Origin of the sequence: Streptomyces umbrinus (genome assembly GCF_030817415.1) — a bacterium.
GTDB lineage: Bacteria > Actinomycetota > Actinomycetes > Streptomycetales > Streptomycetaceae > Streptomyces > Streptomyces umbrinus_A.
Window position 1 is genome coordinate 876,179 of record NZ_JAUSZI010000002.1, and the last position, 13,635, is coordinate 889,813.

Below are 13,635 nucleotides of genomic sequence, written 5' to 3' on the forward strand. Positions count from 1 at the left end.
CGAGATGCCGACAGCATGGAGGGTGGCGTTTGTTTAGTGAAGTACTCTCGGCACAATTATTTAAATAAATACGCTGTCTGGTCTTGTCGGGCGATCCGGCGTTCGCTACTCATGGAGCTCTGAGAAGTAAGGCCCTGGGAGGTTCTTCACGTGGACGACATCCTGCGTTTCGCACTGCTCGGCCTGGGGCTCGGTGCGCTCTACGCGCTCACCGCGCACGGCATCGTGCTGGTCTACCGGGGCTCCGGCGTCCTGAACTTCGCGCACGGCGCGATCGGGATGGCCGGCGCCTACGTGCAGTGGGAACTGGCCGTCAACCACGGTGTGCCGTACTGGCCCGCCGTCGCCTGCGGGGTGCTCGGGTCCACGGTGCTGGGGGTGCTCACCCACCTGCTGGTGATCCGGCCGCTGCGCAGGGCGTCCTCGCTGGCGCGCCTGGTCGGCACCCTGGCGGTGTTCATCGTGCTCACCGCCGTCGCGGTCAAACGCTACGGCGACAGTGTGCAGCTGGTGCCGGCCAAACTGCCGTCCGGGCTGGTGGAGATCGCCGGCGCGACGGTCTCCGAGGACCGGATCTGGCTGCTCGGCATCGCCGTCGTCGTCACCGCGGCCCTGCACGCCCTCTACAAGCGCACCCTGTTCGGCCTGGGCACGACCGCGGTCGCGGAGAACCAGGGCGTGGCCGCCTCGCTCGGCTGGTCCGCGGACCTGATCGCCGCCGCCAACTGGGGACTCGGCTCAGCCCTCGCGGGGCTGACGGGCATCCTGATCGTGCCAGTCATCGGCCTGTCGGTGACCGGACTGACCACCCTGTTGCTGAGCGCGCTGGCCGCCGCGCTGGTCGGCAGGTTCTCGTCGTTCCCCGTCACGCTGGCGGGCGGCCTGGTCATCGGGGTCGTACAGTCCGAACTGACCCGCTTCGGCTCCGACGTCACGGGACTCGCCGCGTCGGTGCCCTTCCTCGTCATCGCCCTGATGCTCGTCGCCCGCGGCCGGGCCCTGCCGCTGCGCGGCACGTTCCTGGAGCGGCTGCCCGCCCTGGGCAGCGGAAGGGTGCGCCCGGTGCCGCTGGCGCTCGCCGTCGTGACCGGGCTGCTGCTGATCGGGCTGTCCTCGCCGCTGTGGGCCGACGCGATCACCAACACCCTGGTGCTCTCGCTGATCATCCTGTCGATCATCGTGGTCACCGGGTACGCGGGACAGGTCTCGCTCGCGGCGTACGCCCTCGCCGGGACCGGCGCCTTCATCGCCGGGCACGCGGCCGCCGACTGGGGCTGGCCCTTCGAACTCGCCCTGCTCGCAGGCGTGTTGGGCACGGTGCCGATCGGCCTGCTCTTCGCCCTGCCTGCCGTCCGCACCCGCGGGGTCAACCTCGCGATCATCACGCTCGGGCTCGGCACCACGCTGGAGACGATGGTCTTCCAGAACACGGACCTGTCCACGACACCGGGCAGCGACGGCATCGCGGTGGGCAAGCAGACACTCTTCGGGATCGACATCTCCGGCGTCGACCATCCGCAGCGGTACGCGGCCGTCGTACTGGTGATGTTCGTGGCCGCCACCCTCGTGGTCGCCAACGTCCGGCGCAGCAGAACCGGCCGCCGGCTCATCGCGGTGCGGGCGAACGAGCGGGCCGCGGCGGCCCTCGGCATCGACGTCCGCGCGGCCAAGCTCTACGCCTTCGGGCTGTCCGCGGCCATCGCCGCGCTCGCCGGAGTGCTCACCGGCTTCCGCTCGACCTCGGTGGTCTTCGCCGACTTCGCGAGCTTCGAGTCCATCACCGCACTCGGACTCGCGGTCATCGGCGGCGTCGGCTTCCTCGTCGGACCGCTCTTCGCCGCCACCTTCGCCGCGGGCACGGTCGGCGCCCGCTTCGGGGACCTGGTGCTGCCCGGGCTCAGCGAATGGATGCCGCTGATCGGCGGGATCATCCTGGTACTGACCCTGGTGGGCAACCAGGACGGCATCGGACGGGAGGTCGGCAAGCAGGCGGCTGCAGCCGAACGCCGACTGCTCTCGAAGCGAGGCCCGAAGCACGCCGGCGTCGCGCAGGGCGCGGCAGAAGGCGACGAGGTGGTCGCTCCGGACGTACACCACGCGGCACCGCCCCAGGCCGCTCACCGCACCCACGGACTGCCCCTGCACGTGCGGGACCTCACCGTGCGGTACGGCGGGGTCGTCGCCGTGGACGGCCTCTCCTTCGACATCGAGCCGGGCCGGGTCGTGGGTCTCATCGGTCCCAACGGCGCGGGCAAGACCTCCGCCATCGACGCCGTCACCGGCTTCACCCGGGCGGCGTCCGGAGGTGTCCGCCTCGGCGACCGGGACGTGACCCGCCTGCCGGTGCACCGACGGGCCGGAGCCGGTCTGAGCCGGTCCTTCCAGTCACTGGAGCTGTTCGAGGACATGAGCGTCCTGGACAACCTGTACGCCGCCTGCGACCGGCCCGGACCGTGGGCGTACCTCAAGGACCTGGTGCGCCCCGGCAGCCGCCCGCTGCCCGCCCATGTACTCGTCGCCATAAGGGAGTTCGGGCTGGAGGGCGCCCTGGACCGACCGGTGGGCGACCTGTCGTACGGCGAGCGGCGGCTGCTGGCCATCGCCCGCGCGGTGGCGACCTCGCCGTCCGTCCTGCTGCTCGACGAACCGGCCGCGGGACTGTCGGACGACGAGTCCCGGGAGCTGGCCCATCTGGTCCGGCGGCTCGCCGAGGACTGGGGCATGGGTGTGCTGCTCGTGGAGCACGACGTCGACATGGTCATGAGCGTCTGCGACGAGGTCGTCGTGCTCGACTTCGGCCGCCGGATCTGCGTCGGCACGCCGGAGGAGGTACGCGGCGACCCGGCGGTCCGGGCGGCCTACCTCGGCAACCTGACACCCGAGGAGGGGACGGCGACCGGGACGGCGGAGGATCCGGTGAACGCCTGAGCGGCCCTGGGGAATTCGGGTGCAGGACCGCGCCCCGTCAGGGGCGCGGGGAACTGCGCGACAAGCCCCCACCGGCCCGCAGACAACGAACCGCATATCCAGCGGAGCGCTACGCGTCGCGCAGGTCCGCCACATACGGCTGGTGGGCCAGCAGGCCACCGTCCACGCGCAGGGTGTGCCCGGTGATGAAGGCGGACTCGTCGGAGGCGAGGAAGACGACCGCGGACGCGACGTCCTCCGGCTCACCCAGACGCGGCGTGAGGTGATGACGGAGCATCGCCTCACGGATCGCGCCGTGCGCCGAGCCGGAACTGGCCGGCGTGACGATGAAGCCCGGCGCGATGGCGTTGCAGCGCACGCCCTGCTTGCCGTACTGGGTGGCGACGTACTGCGTGAGGTTGATGAGCGCCGCCTTCGAGGCCCCGTACGCGGGATTGCGCAGGTCGCCCGCGAGCCCGGCCCCGGACGAGGTGTTGATGATCGAGCCGCCGCCGCGCGCGACCATGTGCGGGACCGCGGCCTGAATGGCGACCATGGTCCCGCGGAGGTTGATGCGCATGGTGTCGTCCCAGACAGCGGGGTCGGCCTCCACGACGGCGAGGTCCTTGCGGGCGGCCAGGTGGGTGGCCGCCGCGTTGTTGTGCAGGACGTCGAGTCCGCCGTACGTCTGAATCGCCGCGTCCACCATGGCCCGTACGCTCTCGATGTCGCCGAGGTCGACCGGGACCGCGGTCGCGGAACCTCCGGCGGCGCGGATCTCCTCGGTGACCGCCTTGGCGCCGTCGAGGTTCAGGTCGGCCACGACCGTGTGCGCGCCCTCGGCCGCCACGCGGCGTGCGGTGGCGGCGCCGATGCCGGACGCGGCTCCGGTGACGATCGCGATCTTGTCGTCCAGTCGTCCCATGACCGAACCGCCTTTCTCAATCGGTGAGTTGGTTTCCGACCACCGACACGAAGGAGACACATTCGCCCGGTCCGCCGCCCAGGTTGTGCGTGAGGGCCAGCGAACGCCCTTCTGCCAGCGTCCGGACCGTGCGCTCCGGCGGTGCCTCGCCCCGCAGCTGGAGCCAGGCCTCGAACATCATGCGCAGGCCCGACGCGCCGATGGGGTGACCGAAGGCCTTGAGTCCCCCGTCCGGGTTGACCGGCAGTGAGCCGTCCAGGTCGAAGGCCCCGCTGGTGACGTCCTTCCATGCCTGGCCGCGCTCGGAGAAGCCCAGGTCCTCCATCAGCACCAGTTCGGTGGGCGTGAAGCAGTCGTGGACCTCGGCGAGGGCGATCTCGGCGCGCGGGTCGGTGACTCCGGCCTGCCGGTAGGCCTCCTGGGCGGACGCGACGACCTCGGGGAACGTGGTGAAGTCGTACTCCGGGTCGAGCAGGCCGTCCGCAGGACCGGCGACGAAGGACAGCGCCTTCACGAAGATGGGCCTGTCGGTGTACTTGTAGGCGTCCTCGGCCCGTACGACGATCGCCGCGGCCGAGCCGTCGGAGACCCCCGAGCAGTCGAACACGCCGAGCATCCCCGCGACGATCGGCGCCGACCTGATGCGCTCGAGCGGCACCTCCTTGCGGTACTGGGCGCGGGGGTTGCGGGCGCCGTTGACATGGTTCTTCCAGGCGATGCGGGTGATGACGTCCTTCAACTCCTCTTCCGACAGGCCGTACTTGGCGGCGTAGGCGGGGGCGAGGAGGGAGAAGTTCGCGGGGGCTGTGATCTCGCCGCGGCTGTCGTCGCCCGCGCCCGGCATGGTGGTGCCCGAGAGCCCGGACATGCCGGAGTCCTTGAGCTTCTCCACGCCGACCGCCATGGCCACGTCGTACGCGCCGGAGGCGACGGCGTAACAGGCGTTGCGCAGCGCCTCGGAGCCGGTGGCGCACATGTTCTCCAGGCGGGTGACCGGCTTGTACTGCAGGTGGAGCGGCCTGCTGAGGGTCAGCCCCGAGACGCCTGACGCCTGGGTGCCGAGCCAGAACGCGTCGATGTCGTCGAGGGTGATGCCGGCCGAGGTGACGGCCTCGCCGACGGCGTCGATCAGCAGATCGTCGGCCGAGCGGGTCCAGTGTTCGCCGAAGGTCGTGCAGCCCATGCCGACGATCGCGACCCGGTCCCGGATTCCGTGCGAGCTCATCCGTGTGTCTCCTCGGTCCGGTCGGTGTCGCCCGTGCGCACCGGCCGGGCCTTCCAGAAGTAGTTGTGGACGCCGGACGCGGTGACCGTGCGCCGGAACGTCATCTCCACCCGGGCGCCGATGACGGCGTCGGCCTCGGTGGCGTCGGTGAGCTGGCAGCGGAACCGGCCACCGCCGTCGTAGTCGACGACCACGACGAGCATCGGCGGGCTCGGTGTGTGGGCCAGGCGGTCCACGGTGAAGGTGGCGACGGTGCCGCGCACGTGTTCCATCGGCTCGTCGGTCATGGCGTCGACGCTCCGGCAGGAGACGCACACCCGGTCCGGCGGCAGATGCCGGGTGCCGCACTTCTCACAGCGGGAGGCGACGAAGCCGTACTTCCAGCCGCCCCGGCGGTGCGCGGGCGGGGCGTAGGGCGGCTCGGGGTCCGGCCGGCGGGGCGGCTCCCGGTCGAGGAGACCTCGCCAGGAGAGGTACGTGGCGTACGGCACCGGGGCGCTGCCCGCGGCGATCTGGGCGGCGACCGGGCGGGCGCCGCGGTGCGTGGTCAGCGCCTCGGTGGTGCGCAGCAGGAGGACTCCGGCGCCGTCGCCGAGAACGACCAGCGCGATGGTCTCGCCGGGGCGGGCGCGGTCGAGGACGTCGGCGAGGAGCAGACCGGGCTGGGCGGTGCCCCCGTTGCCGATCGCCCCGGTGAGGTCCGGGGTCACCGCCTCGGGGCGCACACCTGCCGTACGCCGCACGGTCGCACAGGCGCGCGCGTGCAGTCCGGAGACCACGAAGTGGTCGATCGCGCCGATGTCCAGGCCCGCCTGGTCGAGCGCGGCGCCGAGCGCCTTCCCCGCCAGGGTCACGTAGATCTCCTCGGCGAACCGCTCCTCCCAGACGCGGGAGGTGGGCGAGCCGGGCAGCCGCCAGCGTTCGAGGATCTCGTCGCTCACGGTGTCGTGGGCGAGCAGCTCCGCGATAACGGGCGCCCCGTTGCGGTGGCCCCCGAACGCGAACGCCGCGGCGCCGTCGCCGCCCGCGGTCTCGTCGGCGGAGCCGGGCAGCCCGGTCCGCAGGTCGGAGAGGACCACGAGGGTCGGGACGGGGGAACGGGCGGCGGTCACCAGGGCGCCGAGGCCGGAGCGTACGGAGCCGGCCATGTCGGCGGCGAGGACGTGCTCGTCGAGGCCGAGCGCGGCGTGCACGGCGGTCGCGTTCGTCTTGTCGAGGTAGGCGGGCGCGGCGGTGGCGAGGAAGAGCTGCCCGATGCGGGGGCGCAGCCCGTCGAGGGCCAGGGCTCCGCGGGCCGCCTCGACGGCCATGGAGGTGGTGTCCTCGTCGTAGCCCGCGACCGCCCGGGTTCCCTTGCCCGCCTTGGTGCCCAGTACGGCGGCGACATCCGTTCGGGCGAGGCGGTGGTACGGCACGTACGCGCCATATGCGATCAGTCCGGCCATCAGCGTCCTCCAGGAGCGTTGAGCGCGTTGTGTGCGTGGGTCGGCCGTTCGAAGACCGCGGCCAGGCCCTGTCCGCCGCCGAGGCACATGGTCTCCAGGCCGTAGCGGGCCTGGCGGCGGTCCAGTTCGCGCAGCAGGGTGGCGAGGATGCGGCCGCCGGTGGCTCCGACGGGGTGGCCCAGCGAGATGCCTGAGCCGTTGACGTTGAACCGGTCGAAGTCGGCCTCGGTCAGGGCCCATTCACGGGTGCAGGCAAGGACCTGGGCGGCGAAGGCCTCGTTCAGTTCGATCAGGTCCATGTCGGCGAGTTTCAGTCCGGCCCGTTCCAGCGCCCTGGCCGTGGCGGGCACGGGTCCGATGCCCATCGTCTCGGGCGGCACGCCCACGACGGCCCAGGAGACCAGGCGGCCCAGCGGGCGCAGGCCCAATTCGGCCGCGCGCTCGGGGTGGGTGACGACACAGATCGAGGCGCCGTCGTTCTGCCCGCTGGCGTTCCCCGCGGTGACGGTCGCCTCGGGGTCCTGCCGGCCGAGTACGGGACGCAGCGACGCCAGCTTCTCCAACGACGAGCCGGGGCGCGGGTGTTCGTCGGTGTCGACGACCGTCTCGCCCTTCCGGGTGCGTACGGTGACGGGGACGATCTCGTCGGCGAACCGGCCCTCCCGCTGGGCCGCGACGGCGTTCTCGTGCGAGCGCTGGGCGAGTTCGTCCTGCTCCTCGCGGGGGATGCCGTACGCACGCCGCAGGTTCTCGGCCGTCTCCAACATGCCACCGGGAACAGGGTGGTTGACGCCGCCGGACGTGACACGGCCGCGGGCCAGCCGGTCGTGCAGGGTGGTGCCCGCGCCGCGTACTCCCCAGCGCACGTCCGTGGTGTAGAACTCGGCCTGGCTCATGGACTCGACGCCACCGGCCAGCACCAGGTCGCTCGCGCCGGTCTGCACCTGCATCGCCGCGGTGATGACCGCCTGCAGTCCGGAGCCGCAGCGGCGGTCGATCTGGAGCCCCGGCACCTCCACGGGCAGGCCGGCGTCCAGGGCGGCCACGCGGCCGATGGCCGGGGCCTCGCCGTTGGGGTAGCACTGGCCCAGCAGGACGTCGTCGACCGCGGCGGGCGGTACGCCGGTTCGTTCCAGCACGGCGCGTACGACCGTGGCCGCGAGCTCGGCCGCCGTCACGTCGCGGAAGACGCCTCCGTAACCACCGACCGGGGTACGCAGGGGTTCGCAGATCACCGCGTCACGCAAGAGGGCGGGCATCCGTCGTGCCTTTCATGAGGGGTACGGGTCTGGCGGGGAGCCGGGTCACATGTACCGGCCGCCGGTCACCTCGACCACGGCTCCGGTGATGTAGCTCGCCATGTCGGAGGCGAGGAAGAGGACGACCTGGGCGACCTCGGCGGGTTCGCCCGCGCGGGCCATGGGGATCTCGGCGAGTTTCGCGTCCCAGGCGGCCTGGGGCATCGCCTCGGTCATCGCGGTGCGGATGAGGCCGGGCTGTACGGCGTTGACCCGGATGCCGGCCCGGGCCAGTTCCTTGGCGGACGCCTTGGTGAGACCGACGAGTCCGGCCTTGGCGGCGCTGTAGTTGGTCTGCCCGAAGTTGCCGACCTTGCCGGCGATGGAGGAGATGTTGACGATGCTGCCGCCCTGTCCGTGGGCGCGCATGGCCTCGGCGGCGTACCGGGTGCCGTTCCAGGCTCCGGCGAGGTGGACGTCGACGACGGCGCGGAAGTCGGCGAGTGCCATCTTGCGCAGGGTCGCGTCGCGGGTGATCCCGGCGTTGTTGACCATGACGCCGACCGGTCCGAACACGTCGGTGCCATGGGCGACCAGAGCGGCGACCTCGTCCTCGTCGGTGACGTCGCAGCGCAGCGAGGTGGCGGCCACGCCGTTCTTGGCGAGGAGTTCGGCGGCCTGCGCCGCGGCGACCTCGTTGATGTCGCCGATGACGACGGACGCGCCCGCACCGCCGAGCACGCCGGCGATCTCGAAGCCGATGCCCTGTGCGCCGCCGGTGATCACGGCGTTCCGGCCGTCCAGCAGTCCCATGTCAGCCCGCCCTGGCTCGTCGCTATTCCTCTTAAATAGATAACCTATTACACTCAAACAATCAATACCGCGATGAGGCGGCCGAGCGCAGGAGGCACTGCAGGTGGACATCACCTATCCCCCGGAGACCGAGGCGTTCCGCACCGAGGTCAAAGCGTTCCTCGCCGACGCCCTGCCCGCCGGCTGGAAGGGCATCGGAGCCCTGGACGAGGAGGCCGCATGGACCTTCGCCCGCGACTGGCGCCGGCGGCTCGCCGAGCGCGGCTTTCTCTCGCTCACCTGGCCCGAGGAGTTCGGCGGCCGCGGCCTGTCCAAGCTCCACCAGGTCGTCCTGATGGAGGAACTGGCCCTGGCGGGCGTGCCGTTCGGTCTGCCGCAGGACACGTTCGGCGTGAAGATGCTGGCGAACACGCTGCTGCGCTGGGGTACGGAGGAGCAGAAGAGTCACTTCCTGCCGCGCATCCTCAGCGGCGAGGACACCTGGTGCCAGGGGTACTCGGAACCGGACGCGGGCTCGGACCTCGCCTCTCTCAGGACGCGCGCGGTACGTGACGGTGGGGAGTGGGTGATCGACGGGCAGAAGGTGTGGACCTCCGGCGCCCACCACAGCGACTGGATCTTCGTCCTGGCCCGCACCGACCCCGACGCCTCCAAGCACCGCGGCATCTCCTTCCTCCTCGTGCCCCTCGACCAACCCGGTGTCGAGGTCCGGCCGTTCCGCATGATGAGCGGGCAGCTCCACTTCAACGAGGTCTTCTTCAACGGCGCCCGCACCCGGGCCGACCTCGTCGTGGGTGGTGTCGACAACGGCTGGACGGTGGCGCAGAGCCTGCTGGGCGTGGAGCGCGGGGAGGAGGCGGCGACCAATCCGATCCTCTTCCGGGCGGAGGTCGAGCGCCTCGTCGAGCTGGCCCGCCTGTACGGCAAGGACCAGGATCCGGTGATCCGGCAGCGGATCGCCTGGTGCTGGTCCAAGGTCGAGATCATGCGCTTTCTCGGCTACCGGATACTCACCGGCTGGCTCAAGGGCGCCGAGCCCGGCCCCGAGACGTCGATCGCCAAGCTGTACTGGAGCGAGTACCACACCAAGGTCACCGACCTGGCGATGGACATCATGGGCCTGCACGGCCAGGTTCCCGTCGGGCGGCCACCCCTGCGCACCTACCGCACCGACGATCCCGGCGCCGCGAACTCGTCTGCGTCCTGGTCGACGACCTACCTGATCGCCCTCTCCGGCACGATCTACGCCGGGACGTCCCAGGTGCAGCGGAACATCCTCGCGGAGAAGGCACTGGGGCTCCCACGCGAGCCGAGGGCTTGATCTCGCCCCCGCCGCCCCTACCCTCCCCCACTCTCGGCTTCGCTCGAGAGTGGGGGAGGGTAGGGGCGGCGGGGGCGAAAACACACGTCGGCTACGCCCCTCCGAACGCCTCCACCCCCGGAACCGGACGCGGCCCCTGCCCAGGCCGCCAGCCCGCGTCGAGTTTGCGCAGACCCACACCGTCCGGCGCCCAGATGTGGCAGCTGTTCAGCACGCCCGCCGTCGAGCGCGGGTCGTGGGACGGCTCACCGGCGTCACGGCGGCGCGCGTTGGCCGAAATGGCCGCCTGAACGACGGCGGGGCCGAGGGCACGGGCCAGCTCGTAGAGGTGCGAGCAGCCGGACACGCCTCGGAACCGCTCCTGGATCGCCCGGTTGTATCCGGCGGCGACGCCGAGCCCGACAAGCCCGTCGAAGACCGGGGTGATCAGCGGGCACTCGGTGTGCGGGAAGGTCTGCATAGCCGCGCTGGCGTGCACCACGACCATGTCCGCGAGACGGATCCGCACTTCGAGCACCATCCGGTGGACGACGTGCGCCGGCAGCTCCGCCCGGGGCCGCTCGTCGCTCAGCACCGCCTCGACCGAGATCTCGTCACCGTCCTCCTCGTAGGCGGTCACGGTGATCGTGCGGCGGTGCAGGGGCAGTTCGGCTCGCGTCATGACGAGGGCTCCCCCCGGAGCACCGAAGCCGTCTCCGATGCCGGTGGTGCCCCGAGCGCCGCGAATTCCGGCTGTCGGCGCTCGATGAAGCTGCGTACGCCCTCGCGGTAGTCCGGGGCCCGCTTCGCCGTGGCGAGCAGCGCGGCCGCGCTGTCGCGGCTCTCGGTGAAGCTCCTCGACTGGTCGTCGGCGAGTTGCCGCTTGATGAGGGACATCGCGTACGGGCTGGCCGAGGAGGCCAGCCGGGTGGCGTACGCGATCGCTGTCGGGAGCAGTTCCGCCGGCTCGACGAGGCGGTTGACCAGGCCCATCGCCAGGGCCTCCGTACCGGTGATCCGGCGTGAGGACAACAGCAGATCGCTCGCGTTCCCGTATCCGACGAGCCGGGGCAGGATCCACGACACGCCGTCCTCCGCCACCAGGCCGCGCGCACTGAAGGCGGCGGCGAACTTGGCGTCCGGTACGGCGAACCGCACGTCACACATCAACGCCTGGTTGAACCCGATGCCGGCGCAGGCGCCGTTGACGGCCGCCACGAGGGGTTTCGGGAAGGACATGGGCCGGGTGCGCGGAGGCAGACGGTCGGTCGGCCACGGGCTCGCGCCGGAGGACGCCCCGTCCAGCACGCTCATGTCCATGCCCGGGCAGAAGCTGCGTCCCGCCCCGGTCAGCACGACGGCCCGAACCGCCGGATCGGCCTCGGCGCGGTCGAACAGCTCGTTGTAGAGCAGCTCCATCTCCAGCGTCCAGGCGTTGTGCCGTTCGGGCCGGTTCAGGGTGAGGAGCATGACCCCGTCGTCGGTCAGCTCGGTGAGGATCACCGGGGTCGGGTTCTCGGTCATCGAGGTCACTCCCACGGGCCCGTTTGATTTATAGCTAGATGAATCATCTATATACCCAACGCCGGTCCGGACGCCAGACCAAGTCCCGCACGGACAAGATCACCCGACCCTTGACCTGGTACCCTCGATGCACTAAGACGATTCATTTTGCTATATGAGGAGCCCACCGTGGCTGAGGCAGCCCGCGCAGAAACGCCGATCGTGCCCGCTCCCTCCCGCGGCCCCGTCGGACGCCAGGTGCGCGTACCGAAGACGGCCGAACTGGTCGCAGGACACCTGCGCCGCCAGATCGTACGGGGCGAGCTGAAGCCCGACGACGCGCTTCCGCCGGAGTCGGGACTGATGGAGCAGTTCGGCATCTCACGGCCGACCCTGCGCGAGGCGTTCCGCGTCCTGGAGTCGGAGTCCCTGATCACGGTCCGCCGTGGAGCACACGGCGGCGCCCGGGTGAGCGCGCCCGACTCGGACGTCGCGGCCCGCTTCGCCGGCCTGATCCTGGAGTACCGCGGCGCCACCCTCGGAGACGTCTACCGGGCGGCTGCCCTCATCGAGCCGCCGTGCGCGCGCCAGGTCGCCACCAAGCACACGGCGGACGACATCAAGCGGCTGCGCGACGCGGTGGCGGCCGAGAAGGCCGTACTGGACAGCCCGCTGGCCCTGGTGGACGCACAGGACGCTTTCCACGCCCTCCTGGTCGAGCTCACCGGCAACCAGACCCTGATCCTCCTCTGCGGCATGCTGCGCAACATCATCGACCGGGCCAACGCCTCGTACACCGCGGCCGCCACCGACGCGGAGACCCAGAAGGCGCAGGCCCTCAAGGGCCACCGGGCACACGTCCGGCTGGTCGGCCTGATCGAGTCCGGCAAGGCGGACGAGGCCGAGAAGCTGTGGCAGCGCCACATCTCCAGCGCCGACGACGTCGTCAACGCACTGGGCCCGAAGACGGTTCTGGAGCTCATCGACTGACCGTCCGAACAACCGCCTCCTCATCCTCCCTTGCGCTCTCCAAATAGTTAGATAATTATAGGAGGCGTACTTAATGGCTTTCAGGGTGGAGGCGACGGCCATGGCCGAACAGCGCAAGCGGATCTTCGACTGCGACCAGCACATGTACGAGGAACGGGACTCCTTCACGCGCTACCTCCCGAAGGAGTTCCTCGGCCAGGCAGTGGCGCCGGTGACGTTGCCGGACGGCCGTGAGGTCATCCTCGCCGGGGACCGGATCGTGGTCTGTCTGGAGCCCGAGTTCGGGCAGGTCTACCGGCCCGGCTCGCTCAAGGAGATGCTCAAGGCGATGGCCTCGGGCAACCCCGACGAGACGTACCAGTTCGAGCCGATGCACGAGGCGTACCAGAACCGCGAGGCCCGGCTGCGCGTCATGGACGAGCAGGGCCTGGACCAGACGATCATCTACCCGGGCGGCTGGGCTCTGGTCGCCGAGGAGTACGTACAGGGCGTCGAGCCGCTCTACGCCAACTACCACTCGTTCAACCGCTATATGAACGAGGTGTGGGGCTTCAACCACAACGACCGCATCTACTCCCCCGCCCTGCTGTCCCTGCGCGACCTGGACAGTGCGGTGAAGGAGCTGGAGTTCGTGCTGGAGCAGGGCGCCCGGTTCATCATGCTGCCGACCGGCCCGCAGTACGGCCGCTCGCCCGGAGACCCGTACTTCGACCCGTTCTGGAAACTGGTCAACGAGGCCAAGGCCAGCGTCTGTTACCACATCAGCGAGTTCTACTACAACTCGAACGTCGCCCCGGCCTGGGGCCACGACGCGAGCCCGATCCACTTCCGGATGTCCGCGTGGCAGTGGATGAACACCTACGGCCAGCGTCCGATCGAGGAGACGCTGTCTGCGCTGATCTTCGACAACCTCTTCGGGCGTTTCCCCGACATCAACGTCCTGGTGTCCGAGTTCGGCGCCGAGTGGGTGCCGCACTTCGTCCGTCACATGGACAAGAGCCGCGGCATGGGCCGCAACGGCCCCTGGATCGGCGGCCAGTTGGACGAGCGCCCCAGCCAGGTATTCCGCAAGCACATCCGGGTGGTGCCCTACCCGGAGGACGACATCCCGAGCCTGGTGAAGCGTCTCGGCTATCACGAGTCCATCGTGATGGGCTCGGACTTCCCGCACGCCGAGGGCATCGCCAACCCGGCCGACTACCGCAAGCTCCTCGCGGAGCTCGACGAGTCGGTCCAGGACGACATCATGTACAACAACGCGCAGCAGCTGATCAGCCGTTGAGCAGGGC

At 70.5% G+C, this 13,635-nt stretch carries 11 protein-coding genes; 4 read left to right on the forward strand and 7 right to left on the reverse strand.

What is annotated here, in order from left to right:
- The first annotated feature begins 150 nt into the window (after window positions 1-150).
- A complete protein-coding gene (locus QF035_RS04600; protein ID WP_307518310.1) occupies window positions 151-2,928 on the forward strand; it encodes a branched-chain amino acid ABC transporter permease/ATP-binding protein in 2,778 nt (925 codons plus the stop codon).
- A 109-nt stretch (window positions 2,929-3,037) separates the two neighbouring features.
- On the opposite strand, the gene QF035_RS04605 is transcribed toward QF035_RS04600, so the two are convergent.
- The 5 genes from QF035_RS04605 to fabG are packed head-to-tail and all read right to left on the reverse strand — an operon-like array spanning window position 3,038 to window position 8,553.
- Window positions 3,038-3,832, reverse strand: a complete 795-nt coding sequence (locus QF035_RS04605; RefSeq protein WP_055617252.1) for an SDR family NAD(P)-dependent oxidoreductase — start codon at window positions 3,830-3,832, stop codon at window positions 3,038-3,040.
- Window positions 3,833-3,848: 16 nt separating this feature from the next.
- Window positions 3,849-5,057: an acetyl-CoA acetyltransferase gene (locus QF035_RS04610; protein ID WP_307518313.1), complete on the reverse strand. Its 1,209-nt coding sequence runs from the start codon at window positions 5,055-5,057 to the stop codon at window positions 3,849-3,851.
- Window positions 5,054-6,502, reverse strand: coding sequence for an OB-fold domain-containing protein (locus QF035_RS04615; RefSeq protein WP_307518314.1), 1,449 nt, complete (start codon window positions 6,500-6,502; stop codon window positions 5,054-5,056). Before QF035_RS04615 ends, QF035_RS04610 begins: the two co-directional genes overlap by 4 nt.
- Complete coding sequence (locus QF035_RS04620) at window positions 6,502-7,761, reverse strand: acetyl-CoA C-acetyltransferase (protein ID WP_307518315.1); 1,260 nt, start codon at window positions 7,759-7,761, stop codon at window positions 6,502-6,504. The genes QF035_RS04615 and QF035_RS04620 overlap by 1 nt, the downstream gene beginning before the upstream one ends.
- A 45-nt stretch (window positions 7,762-7,806) precedes the next feature.
- Window positions 7,807-8,553 carry a 3-oxoacyl-ACP reductase FabG gene (gene fabG, locus QF035_RS04625; protein ID WP_307518316.1) on the reverse strand — a complete coding sequence of 249 codons (747 nt, stop codon included), beginning with the start codon at window positions 8,551-8,553 and terminating at the stop codon, window positions 7,807-7,809.
- A gap of 103 nt (window positions 8,554-8,656) precedes the next feature.
- Between fabG and QF035_RS04630 the strand changes: the two genes are divergently transcribed.
- Window positions 8,657-9,874 (forward strand): acyl-CoA dehydrogenase family protein, encoded by a 1,218-nt coding sequence (locus QF035_RS04630; protein WP_307518317.1) that lies wholly within the window; start codon window positions 8,657-8,659, stop codon window positions 9,872-9,874.
- 91 nt (window positions 9,875-9,965) lie between these two features.
- On the opposite strand, the gene QF035_RS04635 is transcribed toward QF035_RS04630, so the two are convergent.
- Together QF035_RS04635 and QF035_RS04640 are read right to left on the reverse strand one after the other, a co-directional pair.
- Window positions 9,966-10,535: a DUF2889 domain-containing protein gene (locus QF035_RS04635; RefSeq protein ID WP_307518319.1), complete on the reverse strand. Its 570-nt coding sequence runs from the start codon at window positions 10,533-10,535 to the stop codon at window positions 9,966-9,968.
- Complete coding sequence (locus tag QF035_RS04640) at window positions 10,532-11,377, reverse strand: enoyl-CoA hydratase-related protein (protein ID WP_307518321.1); 846 nt, start codon at window positions 11,375-11,377, stop codon at window positions 10,532-10,534. Before QF035_RS04640 ends, QF035_RS04635 begins: the two co-directional genes overlap by 4 nt.
- A gap of 168 nt (window positions 11,378-11,545) precedes the next feature.
- On the opposite strand from QF035_RS04640, the gene QF035_RS04645 reads away from it, so the two are divergent.
- Complete coding sequence (locus QF035_RS04645) at window positions 11,546-12,346, forward strand: FadR/GntR family transcriptional regulator (RefSeq protein ID WP_307518323.1); 801 nt, start codon at window positions 11,546-11,548, stop codon at window positions 12,344-12,346.
- A gap of 73 nt (window positions 12,347-12,419) precedes the next feature.
- Complete coding sequence (locus QF035_RS04650) at window positions 12,420-13,628, forward strand: amidohydrolase family protein (protein ID WP_307518325.1); 1,209 nt, start codon at window positions 12,420-12,422, stop codon at window positions 13,626-13,628.
- Window positions 13,629-13,635 lie beyond the last annotated feature (7 nt).